Annotated in this window: 19 protein-coding genes; 10 read left to right on the forward strand and 9 right to left on the reverse strand. The window is 65.5% G+C overall.

The features are described 5' to 3' along the window. Positions 1-77 precede the first annotated feature (77 nt). On the forward strand, positions 78-1040 hold the full coding sequence (locus KDJ86_RS02545) for an ABC transporter permease (protein ID WP_291742477.1): 963 nt from the start codon (positions 78-80) through the stop codon (positions 1038-1040). A 60-nt stretch (positions 1041-1100) separates the two neighbouring features. Continuing rightward, complete coding sequence (gene dacB, locus KDJ86_RS02550) at positions 1101-2561, forward strand: D-alanyl-D-alanine carboxypeptidase/D-alanyl-D-alanine endopeptidase (protein WP_291742479.1); 1461 nt, start codon at positions 1101-1103, stop codon at positions 2559-2561. 69 nt (positions 2562-2630) lie between these two features. Here the strand turns inward: dacB and KDJ86_RS02555 are convergent, their stop codons facing one another. The 8 genes from KDJ86_RS02555 to KDJ86_RS02590 all read right to left on the reverse strand — a co-directional run bounded on the left by KDJ86_RS02555 (position 2631) and on the right by KDJ86_RS02590 (position 11465). Continuing rightward, the gene (locus KDJ86_RS02555; RefSeq protein ID WP_291742482.1) at positions 2631-3905 is read right to left on the reverse strand and encodes a hypothetical protein; all 1275 of its coding nucleotides are present in this window, start codon (positions 3903-3905) and stop codon (positions 2631-2633) included. Then, a complete protein-coding gene (locus KDJ86_RS02560) occupies positions 3902-5437 on the reverse strand; it encodes a VWA domain-containing protein (protein ID WP_291742483.1) in 1536 nt (511 codons plus the stop codon). Before KDJ86_RS02560 ends, KDJ86_RS02555 begins: the two co-directional genes overlap by 4 nt. Continuing rightward, positions 5434-6417 (reverse strand): VWA domain-containing protein, encoded by a 984-nt coding sequence (locus KDJ86_RS02565; RefSeq protein WP_291742486.1) that lies wholly within the window; start codon positions 6415-6417, stop codon positions 5434-5436. Before KDJ86_RS02565 ends, KDJ86_RS02560 begins: the two co-directional genes overlap by 4 nt. Beyond that, positions 6414-6905, reverse strand: coding sequence for a DUF4381 domain-containing protein (locus KDJ86_RS02570; RefSeq protein WP_291742488.1), 492 nt, complete (start codon positions 6903-6905; stop codon positions 6414-6416). The genes KDJ86_RS02565 and KDJ86_RS02570 overlap by 4 nt, the downstream gene beginning before the upstream one ends. After that, a complete protein-coding gene (locus tag KDJ86_RS02575; protein ID WP_291742491.1) occupies positions 6902-7882 on the reverse strand; it encodes a DUF58 domain-containing protein in 981 nt (326 codons plus the stop codon). Before KDJ86_RS02575 ends, KDJ86_RS02570 begins: the two co-directional genes overlap by 4 nt. Before the next feature lie 11 nt (positions 7883-7893). After that, positions 7894-8901, reverse strand: coding sequence for an AAA family ATPase (locus tag KDJ86_RS02580; protein ID WP_291742493.1), 1008 nt, complete (start codon positions 8899-8901; stop codon positions 7894-7896). Continuing rightward, a complete protein-coding gene (locus KDJ86_RS02585; RefSeq protein ID WP_291742495.1) occupies positions 8898-9794 on the reverse strand; it encodes a polyphosphate kinase 2 family protein in 897 nt (298 codons plus the stop codon). Before KDJ86_RS02585 ends, KDJ86_RS02580 begins: the two co-directional genes overlap by 4 nt. Positions 9795-9926: 132 nt before the next feature. Beyond that, positions 9927-11465: an arylsulfatase gene (locus tag KDJ86_RS02590; RefSeq protein WP_291742497.1), complete on the reverse strand. Its 1539-nt coding sequence runs from the start codon at positions 11463-11465 to the stop codon at positions 9927-9929. A gap of 428 nt (positions 11466-11893) precedes the next feature. Between KDJ86_RS02590 and KDJ86_RS02595 the strand changes: the two genes are divergently transcribed. Further along, positions 11894-13096 carry a penicillin-insensitive murein endopeptidase gene (locus KDJ86_RS02595; RefSeq protein WP_291742499.1) on the forward strand — a complete coding sequence of 401 codons (1203 nt, stop codon included), beginning with the start codon at positions 11894-11896 and terminating at the stop codon, positions 13094-13096. A gap of 76 nt (positions 13097-13172) precedes the next feature. Here the strand turns inward: KDJ86_RS02595 and KDJ86_RS02600 are convergent, their stop codons facing one another. Further along, positions 13173-13982: a DeoR/GlpR family DNA-binding transcription regulator gene (locus KDJ86_RS02600; protein ID WP_291742502.1), complete on the reverse strand. Its 810-nt coding sequence runs from the start codon at positions 13980-13982 to the stop codon at positions 13173-13175. 107 nt (positions 13983-14089) lie between these two features. Between KDJ86_RS02600 and KDJ86_RS02605 the strand changes: the two genes are divergently transcribed. The 7 genes from KDJ86_RS02605 to KDJ86_RS02635 are packed head-to-tail and all read left to right on the forward strand — an operon-like array spanning position 14090 to position 21371. After that, entirely contained in the window at positions 14090-14866 is a 777-nt protein-coding gene (locus KDJ86_RS02605) for an SDR family NAD(P)-dependent oxidoreductase (RefSeq protein ID WP_291742503.1), read from the forward strand. A gap of 7 nt (positions 14867-14873) precedes the next feature. Continuing rightward, positions 14874-15686, forward strand: a complete 813-nt coding sequence (locus tag KDJ86_RS02610; RefSeq protein WP_291742505.1) for a carbohydrate ABC transporter permease — start codon at positions 14874-14876, stop codon at positions 15684-15686. A gap of 38 nt (positions 15687-15724) precedes the next feature. Continuing rightward, the gene (locus KDJ86_RS02615; RefSeq protein WP_291742506.1) at positions 15725-17002 is read left to right on the forward strand and encodes an ABC transporter substrate-binding protein; all 1278 of its coding nucleotides are present in this window, start codon (positions 15725-15727) and stop codon (positions 17000-17002) included. Positions 17003-17031: 29 nt separating this feature from the next. Beyond that, positions 17032-17916 carry a carbohydrate ABC transporter permease gene (locus KDJ86_RS02620; protein ID WP_291742509.1) on the forward strand — a complete coding sequence of 295 codons (885 nt, stop codon included), beginning with the start codon at positions 17032-17034 and terminating at the stop codon, positions 17914-17916. 8 nt (positions 17917-17924) lie between these two features. Further along, positions 17925-19046 carry an ABC transporter ATP-binding protein gene (locus tag KDJ86_RS02625; RefSeq protein ID WP_291742511.1) on the forward strand — a complete coding sequence of 374 codons (1122 nt, stop codon included), beginning with the start codon at positions 17925-17927 and terminating at the stop codon, positions 19044-19046. A 12-nt stretch (positions 19047-19058) separates the two neighbouring features. Next, on the forward strand, positions 19059-19856 hold the full coding sequence (locus tag KDJ86_RS02630; RefSeq protein WP_291742513.1) for a BtpA/SgcQ family protein: 798 nt from the start codon (positions 19059-19061) through the stop codon (positions 19854-19856). 3 nt (positions 19857-19859) lie between these two features. After that, entirely contained in the window at positions 19860-21371 is a 1512-nt protein-coding gene (locus tag KDJ86_RS02635; protein WP_291742516.1) for an FGGY-family carbohydrate kinase, read from the forward strand. The last annotated feature ends 53 nt before the right edge of the window (positions 21372-21424 follow it).

A 21424-nucleotide genomic window follows, 5' to 3' on the forward strand; every position in this document is an offset into this window, starting at 1 on the left:
GAGGAGCTGCTCGGCCATTGCTACGGCGCGGGCGCGCCGCGCGATGCTCCCGGCACCTCCGGGCGGGAGGCGAGACAGTGACCGGATTGCTGCGCCGCTACGGGACGCTGATCGGCTTCGCGGCGATTATCGTCTTCTTCTCGATCAGCCTGCCGGACACATTCCTGACGGGCCGCAACTGGCTGAATATCAGCCAGCAGGTGAGCATGCTGACGGTGGTCGCCGCCGCGATGACCATCGTCATGGTGATGGGCGATTTCGACCTCAGCGTCGGGTCGATGGCAAGCCTCGCCGGGGTGGTCGCCGCCGTGCTCTTCACCTTCGGCTATTCGGTCCCGTCGGCGGTCGCCCTGGCGCTGCTGGTCGGGCTTGCCGGCGGGGCGATCAACGGCGTCCTGGTCAGCCTGTTCGGCATCCTGCCATTCATCGCGACGCTGGCGACGCTGACCGTCTTCTCCGGCGCCGCCTTCCTGGTCTCAGGCGGCAAGACGATCTTCGGGCGGGACATCCCGCAGGCCTTTTCCGGATTCGCCCGCGAGGGCCTGCCGCTCGGCACGATCGGCGACCAGACGCTCAGCCTTCCCTACCTGACCATTGTCGCGATCGTCGTCGTGGTGCTGGTCTGGGTGCTGCTCGAGCAGACGACGTTCGGGCGCAGGCTCTATGCCATCGGCGGAAACCGGGAAGCGGCGCGGCTTGCCGGGGTGCGGGTCAGGCGGCTCCGCCTGATCGCCTTCGCGCTGACCGGCTTCGGCGCGGCGGCGGCCGGGCTGATGTATGCGAGCCGGGTCGCCTCGGCCAACCCGACGCAAGGATCCGGGCTGATGCTGAACGCCATCGCCGCCGTCTTCCTCGGGATGACGATGAGCGAAGAGGGCGAGCCGCGCGTCCATGCGACGCTGATCGGGGTGCTGATCCTCGGGGTCCTCGACAACGGCCTGACCCAGATGAGCGTCGACAGCTACGTCCGCGACATCCTCGTCGGGGTGATCATTATCGCGGCGGTCGCCTCAAGCTCCCTGTGGAAGCGATTTCGATGAGGTGCTAGGGCTTGGCGCGGGGGGCGGTCTTTCCATGGCGGATTCGCCGGAGACAGCTCGATGAAAGTGCCAGTCGCGACGTTCTTCACAGGCTTCCTGCTGCTTGCCGGCGCGGCGATCGCCGAGGACCAGCCGGCCGCGCAGTCGACGCCTGTCGCGCCAAAGACCGATACCGCGCCGATCACGGCCGCCGGCTTCGCCCTCGACGATGTCGGCTTTTTCGTCGTCGACCTCAAGGATGGCCGCGTCGTTGCGGAGCATAATGCCGACCGGCCGTTCATACCGGCTTCGGTGGCGAAGATCGCCACGATCGCGGCCGCCCTGACCATCCTCGGCGGAGATCACACCTTCACCACCACCCTGCTCGCCGACGGCGCGGTCAAGGACGGGGTGCTTTCCGGATCGCTGATCCTCAAGGGCGGCGGCGACCCCTTCCTCACCGGCGACGACCTCCAGGCGATGGCGAAGGACCTGGCCGCGGCCGGTATCAAGCGGGTCGACGGGACCTTCCTCTACGACGCGACCAGCGCGATCGAGGTTCCGCAGATCAACGCCATGCAGCCGGAGGCGGCGGGCTACAACACCGGCGTCAGTGCACTTTCCGTCAACTTCAACCGGGTGCGGGTCAACTGGCAGAGGAGCGCGAAAGCCGCCTCGGCCATCGCCGCGGCCGTCAGTGAACACGTGACGCAGCCGGTCGACGCGATCGGCCTGGCCTTCGCCGAAGAGGATGCGGCCGGACCCTATGTCCGCGCCGGAATCGCGTCCGAGGACCGCTGGCTCCTGTCGCCCGACCTCGCCGCCAAGGGCCAGGACTGGCTGCCGGTGGGCAACCCGTCGCTGGTCACGGCGGAGGTGTTCCGGGCCCTGGCGGCGGCGCAGGGGGTCGATCTGCCCGCTCCGACTCCGGGACCAGCGCCGGAGGGTGCCCGTCAGGTGACGCAGCATGACAGCATTCCGCTCACCAACATCGCTCGCGCGGTGCTGCGCTATTCGAACAACCTGTCGGCGGAACTGATCGGCCTCGCCGCGAGCCGTGCGCTGACCGGCCGCAGCCTGTCGCTTGCCGATTCGGCCTCTGCGCTGGCGGCGTGGTGGAAGCTGCGCCTGGCCGATGCCGACTGGAGCGGGATGGTGCTGGCGAACCATTCCGGCCTTTCCTCGGATTCGCGAACGACGCCGCGCCAGATCGTGACGATGCTCGAGGAGGCTGCGACCTCGGCCGGCGGCGCCGATTTTCACGAATTGCTGAAGCATATCGGCTGGAAAGGGGTGAAGGGGTCGGCCCGCGTCAAGACCGGCACGATGTCCTATGCGCGCGGGCTCGCCGGCTATATCGACACGGCGGCGGGGAACAGGCTGGCCTTCGCGATCTTCTTCAACGACATGGGGAAACGCGCCGCGCTCGACGCGGCCTTCGATCCGCGCGTCAAGGAGATCGATCCGGCATCGCGGCCGTGGCGGACGCGCGCGCTCAAGCTCGAAGAGAAATACACCACCGGCTGGGCGGAGCAGTTCTAAGCCGCGCGACCTGGCTCATCGCGTCACGAGGAGGCCGTAGCGGCAGCGCTGGGGGGCTTTATGCCGCGATCACGATCCCGGTGAAGCCGGATTGAGCGGCGGCAGTGCCGTCGCTTCGGCCGCCTCTTCGCGGCTTGCGCTCCGCGCCTGGGGAAGCGCCTCGGCCAGGGCCTTCCAGGCGGACGCCGGGTCTGCGGTCCGGTCCGTCCCGTATCGGGCGGCGCCGAGACCGGTGAGCGCCTTCACCAGAGCCGGATGCCGGCGAGGATCGGAACCAGCGACTTTTCGCGCCCATCCATCGAGTGCCGGATAGAGGGCGCCATAATCGCGACGGGCGATCACCTGACGCAGGACGGCATAGGCCCGCCTTTCGGATGCCAGCCAGGCCTCGCGGCGCTGCCGCACGAAATGCGCAAGAGGTGGCATCAGGCGGCGGGCCAGCCACACGACGATCGCCAGCGCGACCGCGGCCGCGAAGCCGACCGTCAACAGCGCGCGCCAGTCGCGCGGTTGCGTGCTTCGCGCGGGCGGTCCGTCGACGGTTACCGGGAATCCCTCGACCGACGCCGTTTCCACGGCGCCGGATCTCAGATTGTACCAGGCAAGCGACACCGGCGGCGCTTCGCCAAGTCCGCCACCCTCCGCGACCAACGTGACCCGCTCGGTCCGGCTGCCGCTGACCACCCCGCGATTGTCCGATTCCACCATTGCCGGTTCCGCCGGATAGGCGGCGATGCCGTCGATGGCGATGCCCGGCAGCAGCTTCGGCAGGAACATCGGCGAAACGCCCTGGACCTTCGCGGTGACGGTGCGAATCACGCTGTCGCCCGGCTTCATGCCCTCGGGCATTCCCTCGATTTCCTGAGTCAGCTCGAGGTGGTCCGCGGCGATGAACGGATCGAGGGTCTCGGCGCCTTCCGGGATCACGCCGGCGAACCTGATCGGCTCCGTCCGAAGGGTGGCCTGCACAGGCTTGCTCGTTTCCGGATCGGCATAGGTGACGATGACGTCCTGCGCCGGGAGGACGAAATCGCCGGGGATCATGGGCGAGATCCGGTAGCGTCTCGTCACGCCAGACCATGTCTCGCCGTCGATGCGCTTGCTTGTCGGGCCGGTCGACCCTTCCGGCAGGCGGATGAGGAGATTCGGCGTCTCGAAACTCGGCCAGACCGGCGGCTTCGGCATGAAGGTCGGCACCAGGACCGTGAGGCGAAGGCTGAGCATCTCGCCGGGGATCGCCTCGGTCTGCTCGAAGGTCACCTCGAGGATCGGAGCGTTGGCCTGTTGCGCCGCCGCGGGGGACGCGAACAGCAGCACGAGCAGGAAGAGGACGACCGGTCTCATTGCGGCGACTCCGGCGTGCCCCGTCGGGCAGCTTCGATCGCGAAGCGGTAGCGCAGGAAGTCGCCGGTCCGGGTATCGACGGTATTCATCCACTGCTCGGCGGTCATCAGTCCGAGGCTCTCTTCCTTCGGCGCTTCGATCCGGGTCTCGGCACCGCGATTCGCCTCGTTGTCGAAGACGATCTCGTCGGCGCCAATGCCGGCCGCCTCGCCGGTATCCTCCTGTTCCCGGACCCGTTCGACGTGCTCGACGATTTCGCGTGCAACCTCGAGATTGGCGGCGGCACCCGGATAATCCGGATCGCGTGCGAGCGCGGTCTCGAAAGCGCGGACGCCATCGCGATAGCGGCGCGACTTGATGTAGGCCATGCCCTGGACGAAGGCTGCTTCGGCGGTCTCCACGCGTTCCAGGACCTCCGTGGCCTTTTCGTACTGCCCGTCGCGATAGAGCGCGTAGCCGCGCCACATGGGATCGACGAAAAGCTCGGCGGCCCGGCCGAAGTCCCTTCGATCATACGCGCGCTGGCCCTGCTGGTCCGGGGTGAAGAACCAGTCGGCAATTCCATCGGCACGGGCGGCGTCCGGAGCCTGTGAGCCGACGACAACAGCGACGAGGACCGCCCAGCGCATCGTCCAGCCGCGCCGGAACCAGAGAAGGAGCAACAGGGCCGCCGGCCAGGCGAGCCAGTAGCCGCGATCCTGCCAGGGCTGGTCGGAATTCTCCAGCATCGCCTGGCGGTAGGCCGCGTTGAGCTGGCGATCAAGCTGACGCATATCGGCATCGTCGGGCGTGACCGGAACGACGGGCGCGGATAGCTGATCGAGCCCGCGGTCGCGCTTTCCCTCGGGCAGCATCGACAGGACGGCGAGCGGCACCGGCGCATCGTCGAGCGCGCCGACGTCGGCCGGATCGAGGGAGTCGGCGACGAACAGAACGCCGCCCGGTGCATCTTCCTGCGCAAGCAGGCCGGTGGAGAGCCGCAGGGCGTCGCTCGCCTGCTCGCCCTCGATCGGCATGATCTCGGGAGTGAGGCCTTCGAGATAAGGCGTCATGACGGACGGGTCTTCGGTCATCGGCACGACGACATGGGCGCTGCCGGCATAGGCGACGAGCGCCGTCCTGGCGCCGGCCCGCAGCTTGAGGAAGTCGCGGATCTTCTGCTTGCCGCGTTCAAGGCGCGATGGCGCGACGTCGGTTGCTTCCATCGACGGCGTCACCTTGAGGGCGACGACCACGGGCGCCGACTGCGCCACAAACGGATCAGGCATGCGCGACCAGGTCGGCCCGGCCACGCCGATCGCCAGCAGCGACAGCGCGATCATGACGCCGTCGATCGGCTGGAGCCGGCGGCCGCCCTGCCGCCCGACGACGAGCGCGGCGCGAAGATGCGGTGCCAGGCCATCGGTCGGCACGTCTCGCCGCGTCCGGGCGCGTCGGACGACCCACCAGAGCATCGCGATGACCGGCAACAACAGCAGCCAGAGCGGCCGGATGAAGTGAAAGGCATCGACGAAGACGGTCAGCCCGCTCATGCCACGGCCCTCGGGCGCGCGCCGCCATAGAGGATAACCACGACGCCCAGGCCGATCAGCAATGCGACGGCCAGCGGGATATATGCGAGCGATTGCCGCGGTCGGAAGGACAAGGTCTCCACCTCCCGCGGCGCAAGCTCGTCGATCCGTTCATAGACGGTGTTGAGACCCGCCTCGTCGTCGGCGAAGAAGTATTCACCGCCGGTTCTTGCGGCGATGTCCCGCAAGGTCGCGACATCGACCCGGTCTTCGCCGGTCGCGTCGGGGTCGCCGACGCCGATCGTGTAGATCTCCACGTCCTCGCCGGCCGCGATCTCGGCCGCGTTGACCGGGCTCATCCGGCTCGCGGTATCGCCGCCGTCGGAGAGCAGGATGAGCAGGCGCTGCTCGACGTCGCTCGCCTCGAAGGTGCGGATGGAGAGGCCGATCGCGTCGCCGAGCGCGGTATGCGGGCCGGCCATGCCGACTTCGGTCCGGTCGAGCAGTTCGAGGATCGTATCGAGGTCTTCGGTCAGCGGCGCCTGGACATAGGCTTTCGATCCGAAGACGATCAGCGCCATGCGCTCGCCCTGGCGGCCCTCGATGAAGGTCCGGACCACATCCCGGACCACCGCCAGGCGCTGCTTCCTTTCGCCGTCCGGCGTTTCGAAATCGCGCTTGTCCATCGAGCCGGAAATGTCGATGGCGAGCACGATGTCGCGGGCGGCCCTGGTGATTTCCACCGGCTCGCCGACACGCTCGGGCTGCGCCAGCGCCAGCACGGCGAGGCACCAGCACGCGATCGCCGCGATCATCTGGAGGCGTGTCCGCGACAGGACCACCGCGCCGGCGCGTGCCTCGGTTCCGGCGGCCGTCACGATATGCCGGAAGAACGGGAAGCGCAGCGCCGGAACCTGCTCGCGATGCGGTGGCGCGAAGCGCCAGACGAGCAGCGGCAGCGGCAGGAGCAGGAGCGCCCATGGGAAACCGAGCGAGATCACGGGCGCGCCCCGGTCGCCGTGACGCGATGATCGCGGACCCAGCGGGCGGCGAGGTCGCCGAGGCCCGGCGCGGAAGGCGTTGCCTCGGGCCGGAAGGGCGCGGTCGCCAGGGCCGCGCCGGGTCCATCCGTGAACCCTGATCTCCCGCCGGTCCTGTCGAGGAATGCCAGCCAGTCCCCGCCGGCCAGGTCGGCAACCTCGTCGCGCGGCCAGGCGGCCAGCGCGGTGCGTCGCAGTATCGGGGCGATCGCAGCCGGATCGTCGCCGGCCCCGGCAAGCTCCGCCAGCGCCGCCCGGCGATAGGCATTGGCGCGCCAGCGGCGAATGCCGCGCCATGCCAGCCAGACCAGGGCGAGCACCAGGGCAGCCGCGAGGACGACCCATCCCGCCGTTTCGGGTGTCATCGGCACGGACGCCGGTGCGTCGGGTTCGGCGAGCTTGTCGATCAGGTCGACGAGCGTGACGGGCGCGGCGTCTTCTCCGTTCATCCCGGACCGAGCCCCATGAGGCGCCGAAGCTGCGGCAGCGTTTCCTCGGCGGAGGACAGGGGCAGGACCGGTACGCCGAGGGTGCGCTGCCAGTCCAGTATCTCGGCGAGGCGGCCACGCGCCATGTCGCGCAAGTTCCTGTGTTGCGTCGTGTCCCCCGTGTCGACTTCCGCCTGAAGCTCGCCGTCGGACACGATCAGCCGCAGCCCCTCGGGAAAGTCTTCCGCAAATGGGTCGGAAACGAGGACGAGGACGAGATCATTGTGCCGGGAGAGCCCCGAGACCAGGCGATGGGTCTCGTCGTCCACCTGGTCGAAATCGCTGAGGACGATGATCAGGTGGTTGCGCGGCGCGATGCGGGCGACGGCGCGCAATACCCGGGTCAGCGAAATCGGCGGAACATTCGGCGCGTCGGCGCGCAGGGTTCCATTCGCGTCGGCCAGAGCGGTCAGGAACCGGTTCAATGTCGCCCGGCTTCGTTCGGGCCGTATCTCGGCGATCTGCTCGTCGCCAAAGACGATGCCGCCGACCCGGTCGCCCTGGTCGAGAATCCGGAACGCCGCCAGCGCCGCGGCCTCGGCGGCGGTCACGCTCTTCATGTTGAGCACCGAGCCGAAGAACATGGACATGCGCTGATCGACGACGATGAGGGCCGGGCGGTCGCGCTCCTCGGTCATCACGCGGACGTGCGGCGTTCCGGTGCGGGCGGTCACCTTCCAGTCGATGGTGCGGACGTCGTCGCCCGGCAGGTAGTCGCGCAGCTCCTCGAAATTGAGCCCGCGTCCGCGCAAGCGCGAGGCATGGCGTCCGTTGAGCACCGACCGCGCCGGCTGGCGTGGCAGGAAGGTCAGGCCGCGCGCCCGGCCTTCGAGGCCGCGCAGGTGGTCGAGGGTAACGCGGACCCGCGGGTCATCCCCCTCCTCCAGCCCGGCCCGAGGGAGCGTGCCCGTCCTGATCCGTGCAGCGCGATCGCGCACCTGCGCCTCCTTCAGGGCAAGGCCACCTGACGGATGATTTCCGACACGACCTGATCCGGGGTCACGCCTTCGCCCTGGGCTTCGTAGCTCAGGCCGAGGCGGTGCCTCATCACGTCCGGGGCGATGTGCCGTACATCCTCGGGGTCGACATAGTCGCGGCCGGACAGCCAGGCATGGGTCCTGCCGCATTTGTCGAGGGCGAGGCTCGCGCGCGGGCTGGCGCCGACCTCGATCCAGCGCTTGAGGTCGGGGCCGAACTCGGCGGGAATGCGGGTCGCGTTGACCAGGTCGGCCATGTAGCGCTCCATGGCCTCCGAGACGTGGATGACACCGATCTCCCGCCGCGCGGCAAATACCGCTTCCTGGGGGATCGGGGCGGCCGTCTCGCGGACGGGCTTGTCGGCGGGCGCGGCGTTGGCCTCGATCTCCTCGCCACGGACGAGGCGGATGACATCGACCTCGTCCTCGACCGGCGGGTAGGTGATGTTCACATGCATCAGAAACCGGTCGAGCTGTGCTTCCGGCAGGGGATAGGTGCCTTCCTGCTCGATCGGATTCTGCGTCGCCATCACCATGAAGAGCGGCGGCATCCGGTGGGTCTTGCCGGCGACGGTGACCTGCCGTTCCTCCATGGCTTCGAGGAGCGCGGCCTGGACCTTGGCGGGGGCGCGGTTGATCTCGTCGGCCAGCACGATATTGGCGAAGATCGGTCCCGGCTCGAAGCGGAATTCGCTGCCCGTGTCGGCCTGGTAATAGACCTCGGTTCCCGTGACGTCCGAGGGCAGCAGGTCGGGCGTGAACTGGATTCGGCTGAAGTCGCTTTCGAGATTCCTTGCCAGCGCCTTGACGGCGCGGGTCTTGGCCAGCCCCGGAAGCCCCTCGATCAGCAGGTTGCCGTTGGCCAGCAGCCCGATCACCAGCCGTTCGATCACCTCGCGCTGGCCGACGATCGTTTCGCCCATCCGGTCGCGCAACGCATTGATCTGTTCGAGGCTGCCGCCTGTCGCCGCGTCGTTCATTTCCGTCCTCCCTCAATCTCCGCGGCGAGGATTTCGCGCGCCTCCTTCATGCGGCGCTTCTCGTCATCGCTCACGTCCGGGAATTTTGGATCGATCTCCTTGAACGCGGAGACCAGCGCCGCGGCGATGACCAGCCGCGAAAACCACTTGTTGTTGGACGGAACCACGAACCATGGCGCATGAGGCCGGGCGGTGTTGCCGATCATGTCCTCATAGGCGTGCATGTAGTCGTCCCAGAACGCCCGCTCGGCCATGTCGGACGGGGAGAACTTCCAGTTCTTGTCCTCCTCGTCGATCCGGTCGATGAACCGTCTCGCCTGCTCGTCCTTCGAGGTGTGGAGAAAGAACTTGAGGACGACCGTGCCGTTGTTGGCCAGCTGGCTTTCGAAATTCCGGATGTCCTCGAACCGGGTCTCCCAGATGTCCTTGCCCGCCAGCTCTTCCGGGAGGCTCTGCGCCTCCAGCAGCTCCGGATGGACGCGGACGACGAGGACCTCTTCGTAATGCGAGCGGTTGAAGATGCCGATGCGGCCGCGCGGCGGGACGACGAGCTGGTGGCGCCAGAGGAAATTGTGGTTCAGCTCGACCGGACCGGGCGCCTTGAAGGAATGAACGTCGCAACCCTGGGGGTTGATGCCTGAAAGGACATGCTCGATCGCACTGTCCTTTCCGGCGGCATCCATCGCCTGGAGTATGATCAGGATCGACCACTTGCCTTCGGCATAGAGGCGCTCCTGCTGCTTGCGCATGTCGTCGAGGTTCTCGGCGAGGAGCTCCTTCGCCTCGTCCTTCTCGATGTCCAGGCCCGCCGTATCCGACGGGTCGACCTTGTCCAGACGAAAGTCCTTGCCCTTGTCGATCCTGTACCGGGCGGCGAGGTCTTCGGCTTTCATCACGACACTTTGCGGGTGGTGAGTGGGAGGAGAAGGCGCCCGGAAATCGCGGCGCGCCCGGCGTCTCCGCCAGCCTGACGGAAGTGCGGCTGGCCGCCAGCGCGGCGGCCAGCCTTGTCCGGCGGGGTCAGCCTAGTTGCGACCCGGTGTGCCCGAGGTCAGCTCGTCCATCACGTTGCTGAGGTTGAAGCTGCCCGGCTTCTGGCGCGGCGGGAATTCCGCGAAGCTCTGCAGCCAGGCACCGACATAGGCGGTGGCCGGGGCGATGGCGAACATCCGCTCCAGATACCAGCGCTGGAAGCCCATGGCGTGTTCCTGGCGGGCCCTCTCCAGCGGGTCCATCCGCAGGTTCGTCAGGTTGGGCGCCCGGAGAACCTCGAACGGCTTGGCCCAGACGTCGAGACCCTCGGCATTCTGCTGGAGGAAGGTGATCTTCCAGTCATCGTAGCGGAGGGCCGCCGGCTCACCGTCGTCGGTCCAGTAGATGAACTCCTTGCGCGGCCATTCACCGTCGCCCTTGAAGGCCGGCAGCAGGTTGTAGCCGTCGAGATGGACATGATACTCGCGGCCGATCGCCTGGACGCCGCCCTTGAGGAGCTGCTCCTTGATGTCGGGCTCGCCGGCCGCCGCCAGCAGCGTCGGCAGCATGTCCTCGTGGGCGCCGATGTCGTTGATCACGGTGCCCGGCTTCAGCACGCCCGGCCAGCGGATCAGCGTCGGCACGCGGTAGCCGCCCTCCCACTGGGTGTTCTTCTCGCCGCGGAACATCGTGGTCCCGCCATCCGGCCAGGTGAAGGTCTCCGCGCCGTTGTCGGTGGAGTACATCACGATGGTGTTGTCGGCGATGCCGAGCTGGTCGAGCTTGTCGAGAAGCTGCCCGACATCATGGTCGTGCTCGGCCATGCCGTCGGCGTAGATGCCGTAGCCGGTCTTGCCTTCCCATTCCGGAGAAAGGTGGGTGAAGATGTGCATGCGGGTGGAGTTCCACCAGACGAAGAACGGCTTGCCCTCGTCATGCGCGCGCTGCATGAAGTCGAGCGCCGCCGCGGTGGTTTCCTCGTCGACCGTCTCCATGCGCTTGCGGGTCAGCGGGCCGGTATCCTCGATCTGGCCGTCCGCCATCGAATGGATCACGCCGCGCGGGCCGAACTTCTCACGGAATTCGGGGCTCTGCGGATAATCCGGATTCTCCGGCTCCTCCTCGGCATTGAGGTGGTAGAGGTTGCCGAAGAATTCGTCGAAGCCGTGATTGGTCGGCAGCATCTCGTCGCGATCGCCGAGGTGGTTCTTGCCGAACTGTCCGGTTGCGTAGCCGAGCGGCTTGAGCAGGCCGGCGATGGTGGGATCCTCGACCATCATGCCCTCGGGGGCGCCGGGCAGGCCAACCTTGGTCAGGCCGGTGCGGATCGGCGACTGACCGGTGATGAAGGCGGCACGTCCCGCAGTGCAGCTCTGCTGGCCGTACCAGTCGGTGAACAGGGCGCCTTCTTTCGCGACGCGATCAATATTGGGCGTCTTGTATCCCATCATGCCGTGATTGTAGGCGCTGGTGTTGAACTGGCCGATATCGTCGCCCCAGATGATCAGAATGTTGGGCTTGTCGCCGTCCTGGGCCAATGCCGCGCCGCCCAGCGCGGCCAAGGCGGCCGTGGCGATGAGTAGTCTTCGCATGGGATTCCTTCCTCTGGTGGGTTTCGGGATGTCAGATAGCCAGTGATTCCGTCTGCCATCGTCGATACGGGAGAACCGACGACAACGAAATGACGCCGCAACAAGGCGAACGGCCCGGTCCGTCGCTGCCTTTACGATCAATTCCGCAAACTACCACCGAGTGGAGCGCGATGTCACGGCGATAGCGATCCTGCCGGCCGTTCATGTCCCGGGCGCAACGGCCGGCGAGCAGAAGGGCGCCGGGCGGGTCCGTCGCCCCGAACCGCTCGACGGCGACGTTCTCGAGCTGAGACGCGGGAAGCCTTCCCCGCCTTGTCGCCAGGGTGGCGGTGATGCAGTCTGCACCCGTCAAGATAGATCGCATTCCCATCGCTGGAACGAACGTACCGACCGCAACAGGCGAGCGGTAACGCCGCCGGGAGGTAAAATTGCCTTATACCCTGAAGGAAGGAGAAAAAATATTCTTGGGATTTTCAGGTCTTCACCTGGAGAACTACTATTATAATTATTATACTCAATCCTATACTTCATCCAACTGGCCGTCCGGGCCATTTTCCATCATAAAAGAAGGAGGAGCAAATTATCTAATATATAAAGACGATGGTCTTAATACAGGTGATATTGAAGGGATCACAAAATTTCAATTCATCCAGCATCAGACCTTAACCCACAAGACGCCTGACAACACCGCCGTACTGGGTGTTTATAATTACGATAAGGAATTTAATGTCGTCGCATACGATAATGACTATATATCAATCGATGCGAATCTGAAGGATATAGACAAAAAAGACAAGAAGCATCCGCTCCAATATATAAGCATTGATTCAAACAATACGCACTTCGGGGGCAAAACCAAGGTCGCGGCCGATGTGGTCATCACCGGGCCGGCGGACAAATTGATCGATACCGTAACGCTGGAAATGACGCAGGGTAGCCACAAGGCCCAGGCGGAGGAGGTTGTCGGACTGAAATTCGGAGCGAACCATACGATAAAGCTGAAAGCCGATAGCTTCGATTTCAAGTTCACCAATGCCGAAATCGCGGCTTCGGGCATCGATTTTTCAAAGAATGGCGTTGTGGATTTCTCGCTCGTCGCCAAGGTAGGCTATTCCGACGAAGAATTTTCGGTGGATATCGGGTCCGCTGAAATTCTCACACAGTATCACCTGCCTCGCTATCAGAAGCTAAACGACAGGGCCGATAGAAAGGTCGGTGGGGATGATTGGGTCAAGCCTGACATTATTCCGGCCCTAAAGTGGTTTTCGTCCCACAACAAATTCGAATACGGTGACGCCAGCAATATGAACGGCGGGAGTTTCAAGCCGGACCACGCGTCGCACAGGAAAGGCCTTTCAGTGGACACGTATGTCCGTGGCTACAATCACAAGGTCAAGGACAAAAATGGACATAAAAAGATCGAGGTAACGATCAATGGTGTAAAGAAAATAGCCAAAGCAATAGACAATAGTCCCTATCAGGATGAGATACAGAAGATTTACATAAGCTATAGCAAAACCGTCAAGCATTTCATCGAGCACCAGATCAACCATGGCCATAGCGAATACAAGCTATTTTCAGATCATGTGGGGCATACGACCCACTTTCATCTGGAATTTTTCGATGTCTAAGATGGGGCTGACGATCGTGGTGACCGGACTGGTCGTCGCCAGGTGGTCCAGGTGCGCGTCTCGGGCGCGGGACCCTCTATGAGACGATGACCTCGACCCCGTTGCGGACAAGGGCGCGGGCAAGCGCCTGGTCGGGCTTGGCGTCACAGACGAAAGCATGGACCTCGGCCGGCTCCGCCACCCGCACCATGGCCTTGCGATTGAATTTGGCCGAATCGCAGAGCGCGACGACGCGGGTCGCACGGGCCATGAAGGCCCGCTTCACCTCCGCGTCTTCCGGCGAATAGTCGTAGAGGCCGTCGGCGGTGATCCCGGAAATGCCGAGAAAAAAGATATCGAAGCTGTAGTCGCGAAGGGAATCGACGGCCCGCTGGCCGTAGATCGAGAGCTCGCGATCACGCACCCGTCCGGCAACCACGTAGACGGGATTTGCGGAGTTGGCGAGGACGGAGGCGACGCGCGTGCTGTTGCTGACGACCTGCAGGTCCGCGATGCGCGCGACCAGCCGGGCAAGTTCGAGCGTCGTCGTTCCGGTATCGATGGCGATCGACATGCCCGGCTCGATGAGGCGCTCGGCGGTCCGCGCGATGCGGGTCTTGGCCGCGCCGTTTCGGCGCCGTCGCGCTTCGAAGCTTGGCTCCTCCGCGTCGAAGGCGCTCGCGTCGCCCCGCCGCAGCCCGAGCGCGCCGCCATGGGTGCGGCGGACGGCGCCCGTCCGTTCCAGCTCGGCGAGATCGCGGCGCACCGTGATCTCCGAAACACCGGCCGTGTCGGCAAGATCGCCAACGCTCATGAAGCCGGCCTGGTTGAGCCTGGCCACGAGGTCGGCCTGACGAGACGCCGTTCTGCTTCGGCTACCTGCCATGGCGATGATGATCGTTTTCATTCATAACAGTTTTCAAGCTTTTCAACAAAATCATACCATATCAGAGCTTGATCGAACCAGTCTCCTCCTCCATAGTGATCGATAATGATCACTATCGGTTTGGGGCCATGCTAGCCAGCCTACCTGAAAAACGTGCGGTGGTGACGGGAGCGGCAAGGGGGATCGGGCAGGCTATCTGCCGGGCCCTGGCCGCCGAGGGCGTACGGGTGGCCGTTGCGGACCTGGACGAGGCGGCCGCGGGAGAGCTCGCCGCCGAGCTCGGAAATGGCGCCCGGGGATTCGGTATCGACGTCAGCGACCGGGCCAGCGTCTCATCCTGCTTCGCCGCGATCGAGGAAGCCTTCGGCGGCTACGACATCCTCTGCGCCAATGCCGGCGTCTCCAGCATGCAGCTCGTGGTCGACATGACCGACGAGGACTGGGACTTCAACTTCGACGTCAACGCCCGCGGCGTCTTCCTGACCAACCAGTGCGCGGTCAGGCATTTCCTCGCGACCGGCAACAAGGGGGTGATCGTCAATACGGCATCGCTCGCCGCCAAGGTCGGGGCGCCGTGGCTCGCGCATTATTCGGCGAGCAAGTTCGCGGTGCTCGGCTTCACCCAGGCGCTGGCGCGCGAGGTGGCGAGCGACGGCATCCGCGTCAACTGCGTCTGCCCCGGCTTCGTCCGCACCTCGATGCAGGAGCGCGAGGTGAAATGGGAGGCCGATCTTCGCCGGATGAGCGAGGCGGAGGTGATCGCCGACTATGTCGGCCAGACCCCGATGGGCCGCCTCGAGGAACCTGAGGATGTCGCGAAGACGGTCCTTTTCCTCGCCAGCGACCTCTCCGGATTTATCACCGGTGAAGCGATCAACGTCACCGGTGGCGTGAGGATGGACTGACGGCGCCATGAACCGGATCGCGAAGAAGATCGTTCCCCATGTGATCCTTACGGTCTTCTCGCTCGTGATCCTGATGCCGCTGATCTGGATCGTCCGGGTCAGCCTCACCGACAAGCTCACCGCCTACAAGATTCCACCCGAGATCGGCACGCTCGGGCTGATGAACTACGTCGATATCTTCCAGCGCTATCCGTTCGTTTCGTGGTTCGCCAACAGCTTCATCGTCGCCACCGCCTCGACGCTGGTCGCCCTGCCGCTGGCAACCGCCATGGCCTACAGCTTCGCCCGTCTCAACACCGGCGGCGCGTTGCTCAGGCTCGGTGTCCTGGCGAGCCAGATGCTGCCGCCGATCATCCTGGTGCTGCCGCTCTTCGGCGTCTTCCTGCTGGTCGGCCTCACCCAGAGCCGGGTGGCGCTGATCATCGCGCATCTGACAATCGCGCTGCCGTTCCTCTCCTGGATGCTGGTTTCGTTTTTCGAAGGCGACATGGCGCGGCTCGAGGAAGCGGCGCGCGTCGACGGCGCCTCGCGCTGGCAGGCCTTCCTTTTCGTGGCCGTCCCGGTCGCCGCGCCGGGCATTCTCGCCGCCGGGTTGCTCGGCTTCATCCTGAGCTGGAACGAATTCCTGTTCGTGCTTGTGCTGTCCGGTCCCGATACCCAGACGTTGCCGGTTGGCCTTGCCAGCCTCGAAACGCATGCCGGCGTGGAAATCGCGCCGCTTGCCGCTGCGACCGTCGTGTCGCTCCTGCCGGTCTTTGCGCTGCTGCCTTTCCTGCGCAAACACCTGATCCAGGGCCTCTCGCTCGGGGCCCTCAAATGATCCCGTCAGTCGGGGATAGGCGAAGCAAGGGGATTAACATGCTGAAACAGTCATTGTTGGGTCTGGCGCTGGCGACCGCTCTTTCCACCGTCGCCCATGCCGAGTCGGTGAACATCCTGATGGAGGGCGTTCCCGACACCGAATACGTCAAGACGCTCCTGCCGGAATTCACCAAGGAGACCGGCATCGAGGTCAATCTCGAGGTCGTCAACTACGCCGAGATGCACACCAAGCTGGTGCCCCAGCTCGTCGCTCCGAAGGGTAGCTACTCGGCGATCGTCGTCGACTTCTACTGGGTCGGCGAATTCACCAAGGCCGGCTGGCTGATGCCGCTCGACGACCGGATCAAGGCCGACGGCTTCGATGCCTCGGTCTACGTGCCCAAGCTGATGGACCTCGTCGGCCAGGTCGATGGCGTGACCTACATGCTGCCCTTCTACAACTACGCGATGGGGCTGCTCTACCGCACCGACCTGCTCGCGGACGAGGCCAACAAGGCCGCCTATCTCGAGGAGACCGGCGAGGAACTCGGCCCGCCGAAGACCTGGGGCGAGTATCTCCAGCAGGTCAAGTTCTTCACCAAGGGCGACATGCATGGCGTGGTCAACCAGGGCCTGCGTCCCGATCCGATCGCGATGGAATGGTCGAACTACCTGTTCGCCAATGGCGGCGAGTATCATGACGCCGACTGGCACTCGACCCTGAACACCCCGGCCGGCGTCGCGGCGCTCGACCAGTACAAGGCCAACGTCGAGGAATACGGTCCGCTCGGCGCGGCGAGCTTCTCGTTCGACGAGGCCTTCAACGTGATGGCGCAGGGCGGCGCCTACAGCTACATCACCTATAATTTCTTCCGCGCCGCCATCGACGATCCGTCGCAGTCGACGGTCGCCGGCAAGGTCGAGATCATGCCGGTGCCGGGCCAGGAACCCGGTGTCGGCGCCAGCCTCAACGGCGCATGGGGCTGGGCGATTCCGAAGTCGAGCCCCAACCCCGACGCGGCATGGACCTTCCTCAAGTGGGTCGAGTCGCATGACATCGCGAAGAAGCGCGCCCTGCAGGGCGGCTCGCCGACCAGGCTCGACGTCTTCGACGATGCCGACGTCAATGCCAAGTATCCCTATACCGGCGCGATGAAGGACATGCTCCTGACCAGCCACAACTTCCCGGTCTTCACCTACACGCCGCAGCTGGTCGAGGTTCTCGGCCGCGAGCTGAGCCTCGCGGTGGCCGGCGAGGCGTCGTCCGCCGACGCGCTTGCGGCGGTCGAGACCGAGATGAACGAGCTCGCCAAGAAAGACGGCAAGCTGAAGTAGGACCGCCTGGCTGGACCCGGACGCGCGACATGAGCCAACCCTCGACGATGGAAGCGGCCGACCGCCGTTTCGGCTGGTTCATGTCCGCGCCGGGCCTCGCGCTGCTGCTCGCGGTCATCCTGTTCCCCGTATTCTGGGCGCTGTTCACCAGCGTCCACGAATTCACGCTGATCGCACCGAATTTCGACACCTTCACCGGCATCGAGAATTATGCCGCCGCGCTCGGGGATCCGGCCTTCCGGCACAGCCTCGGCCTGACTGCGTTCTTCGTCGGCGCCGTGGTCCTGATCGAATTCGCGATCGGGTTCCTCGTCGCGCTGATGCTCAACGGCGTCGAGCGTTTCAAGCCGATCTACTACGGAATTCTGCTCTGCCCGCTGCTGATGAATCCGGTCATCGTCGGGCTGATCTGGCGCATGTTCCTGCACCCTTCTCTCGGCATCGTGAACTACCTGCTGACCGTCGCCGGGTTCGAGCCGGTCAACTGGCTCGGCAGCACCAAGATGGCGATCTGGACGATCATCATGGTCGATATCTGGCACCAGGTCTCGTTCATGATCGTCCTGCTGCTCGCCGGCCTGTCGTCGCTTCCCAAGGAGCCCTACGAAGCGGCGCGCGTCGATGGCGCAAGCGTCTTCCAGTCGTTCTTCTTCATCACCCTGCCGCTGATGATGCCGGTGATCATCGTCACCCTGCTCATCCGGATGATCTTCGCGGTAAAGACCTACGACCTGATCTACATCATGACCCGCGGCGGCCCCGGCGTCGCGACGGATCTGGTGAGCTACGCGATCTACCGCACCGCCTTCGTCAGCCTGAACATCGGCGAAGCATCGGCGATGTCCGCGATCCTGCTCGCCGTCATCCTCATCTTCACCGGCTATCTCTACCGCTATATGCGAACGCTCACCTGAAGGCGGCCATGGCGTCCATCACCCTCGACAAGATCACCAAGACCTACCCGAATGACGTGACCGCGGTTAACGGTGTCTCGCTCGACATCAGGGACGGCGAGTTCATGATCTTCCTCGGCCCCTCGGGCTGCGGCAAATCGACGACGCTCAGGATGATCGCCGGCCTCGAGGCGATCTCGTCGGGCGATCTCCTCATCGGCGGCCGCCGGGTCAACGAGGTCGATCCCGCTGATCGCGACATCGCGATCGTCTTCCAGAATTATGCGCTCTATCCGCACATGACGGTCGCCCGCAACCTCGCCTTCGGCCTCAGGCTGCGCCACGTCGAGGCGTCGGAGATCCAGAGCCGCATCACCCGGGTCGCCGCCCTGCTCGGGATCGAGCCGCTGCTGTCGCGCAAGCCCTCGCAACTCTCCGGCGGCCAGCGCCAGCGCGTCGCGCTTGGTCGGGCGCTGGTGCGCGAGCCGCAGGCCTTCCTTCTCGACGAGCCGCTTTCCAACCTCGACGCGACGCTGCGCGCCTCGATGCGCACCGAGCTGATCAAGCTCCACAATTCGCTCGGCACCACCATCGTCCACGTCACCCACGACCAGGTCGAGGCAATGACGATGGGCGAGCGCATCTGCATCATGAGGGACGGTGACATCGTCCAGGTCGGTGCGCCGATGGAGGTCTATCGCAATCCGGCCGACACCTTCGTCGCGAGCTTCCTCGCAACGCCGCCGATGAACCTGTTGCCCGGCCGCATCGAGAGCGACGGTGACGGTCTGGCCGCCGTGGTCGAGACCTGCCGGTTGCCGATCCCCGCCGCCTATCGGGAGGCCTATGCGAGCCACGCCGGGAAGCCGGTGATCGTCGGCCTGCGACCCGAGGACTTCCAGGCCGTGGCGGTCGGCGGCGGTCGCACGGCGCCGGTCGCGCTTCACACCATCACCACCGAGGTGCTCGGTCCGGAGGTGATCCTGGTCGCCAACTTCGCCTCTCCCGGCGGTCCCGAGGTCCATATCCGGATGCCGCGCGACTTCCGGGCGAAGACCGGCGAGACGGTCACCCTCCATTTCGATCTTCCCGAAATCCAGGTCTTCGACCCTGGCACGACCCGCGTCCTGGCGCGGCCCTTCCTTCCCTGAACGGAGCTTTCCATGCTCAAGCAAACCTTTGGCAGCGACAAACCAATCGTCGCGATGATCCACTTCCCGCCGCTGCCCGGCACGCCGCTCTACGATGCCGACGGCGGCATGCAGAAGATCCTCGACAGTGCCGCGAACGACATAGAGGCGCTGCAGTCCGGCGGCGTCGATGCGATGATGTTCGGCAACGAGGGCGACCGGCCATACGTCCTGAAGGCATCACCGGTGACGCTCGCTTCGTTCGGGTTCGCGGTCGGCGAACTCAAGCGTTTGATCAAGGTGCCGTTCGGCGTCAATTACCTGTGGGATCCGGTGGCGAGCGTCGCGCTGGGTGTCGCATCCGGTGCGCGGTTCGTGCGCGAGATTTTCACTGGCGTCTACGATTCGGACATGGGGCTCTGGGTTCCCGATGCCGCCGGCGCGCTGCAGCTCCGGGCCAATACACGCCGATCCGACCTGAAGGTCATGTACAACATCAACGCGGAGTTCGCCTCCCCGGTCGGGACCCGGACGCTTGCGCAACGGGCGAAGAGCGCGGTCTTTGCCTCGCTCGCCGATGTCGTCCTGGTTTCCGGGCCGATGACCGGCGAGGCTGTCGAAGTCTCCAACCTCAAGGAAGCCAAGGACGCCGTGCCCGACACGCCGGTCTTCGCCAACACGGGTGTCAATATCGACAATGTGGCCGATATCCTGTCGATCGGCGACGGGGCCGTCGTCGGCACCCATTTCAAGGTCGGCGGCGACACCTGGAGCCCGGTCGATGGCGAGCGGGTGAAGCGCTTCATGGACCGGGTCTCGGGGTTGCGCTGACCTATGCCGGTCTTCCTCGGCCTCGATATCGGCACGACCTCGACGATCGGTATCCTGATCGACGCCCGGGGCGGGATACTTGCCACCGCCAAGCGGCCCTGCATCCTCCATTCGGACGAGGCCAACTGGGCGGAGGAAGAGCCGGCCGAGTGGTGGCGGAACGTCGGTGAGATCACGCGCGAGCTGGTCGCGACGGTGGGCCTTCCACCCTCGGAGGTCTCGGCGATCGGCGTCACCGGCATGCTGCCGGCGGTCATCCTCGTCGATGAGCGCGGAGATGCAATCCGCCGCAGCATCCAGCAGAACGACGCCCGGGCGACGGACGAGCTCGACGCCTTCGCCGCCGGCATGCCGGAGGACACCTTCCTGGAGCTGACCGGCACCGGCTACAGCCAGCAACTGGTCGGCCCGAAGCTGATGTGGCTCCGCGACCGTGAGCCGGAGCACTTCGCGCGGGCGAAGGCGGTGGTCGGGGCGTCCGACTTCATCACCGCCAGGCTTACCGGCACCCTTCAGGTCGAGCATAACTGGGCGCTCGAATCCGGCTTCGTCAACCTCGCCACCGGAACCTATGACGAGCGGCTGGTCGCGCTGGCGGGGATCGACCCGTCCTTGCTGCCGCCGATCCGCCGCAGCGAGGACGTCGTCGGCGGATTGCTGCCAGCGGCTGCCCGCCACCTCGGCCTGCCCGAAGGCGTGCCGGTGGTCGCCGGCTGCGCCGATCACGTCGCCTCGGCCTTCGTCTGCGGCGCTTCAGGCAATGGCGACCTGGTGATCAAGTTCGGCGGCGCCGCCGACATCCTGTTGTCGTCGGATGTCCCGGTCCGGGACCGCCGGCTGTTCATGGACTATCACATCGTCCCCGGCCTCTATTTCCCCAATGGCTGCATGGCGGCGGGCGGCAACCTGCTCAACTGGATCCTCGCCAATCTCGCCGGCGAAGAGGCGGCGCGGGCCAGGGCGGCCGGCGTCTCGCCGCATGCCTGGCTCGACCGCGCGGCCGAGAGCCGGCGTCCGGAGCTCCTCTTCCTCCCCTACGTTCTCGGGGAGAAGACACCGCTGATGGACCCGCATGCCCGCGGCACGCTTGTCGGACTCGGGCTGCATCACACCGTCGCGGATATCTGGCGGGCCGCGCTCGAGGGCATCGTCTTCGGCATGCGCCATCATGTCGATACATTTCTTGAAGGCGGGCTGACGGTGACCAACGTCCGCGCCGCCGATGGCGGCGCCGCCAGCGACCTGTGGCTGCAGATCGCCGCCGACGTGCTCGAACGCCCGGTGACCCGCATCGACCGGCATCCCGGCTCGAGCCTCGGCGCCGCCTTCGTCGCCGGCATGGGAACCGGCCTCCTCGACGACTGGTCGCTGATCCGGAGCTATGTCGAGCCCGGCCGGGTGTTCACGCCGCGGCCCGACGAGAGCCGGGCCTATGCCCAGGTCTATGCGAACTGGCGCGAGACCTACGAGCGACTGAAGACGCTTTTTCCCAAGCTCGTCGCCGACAGGTCCTGAGGATGCTAGGGCTGGCCGGCCGGTGCCATCCGGGGCTGGCGCTTGCTCTGCCG

Origin of the sequence: Bauldia sp. (assembly GCF_020442045.1) — a bacterium.
In the GTDB taxonomy this organism is placed as follows: Bacteria; Pseudomonadota; Alphaproteobacteria; order Rhizobiales; family Kaistiaceae; genus Bauldia.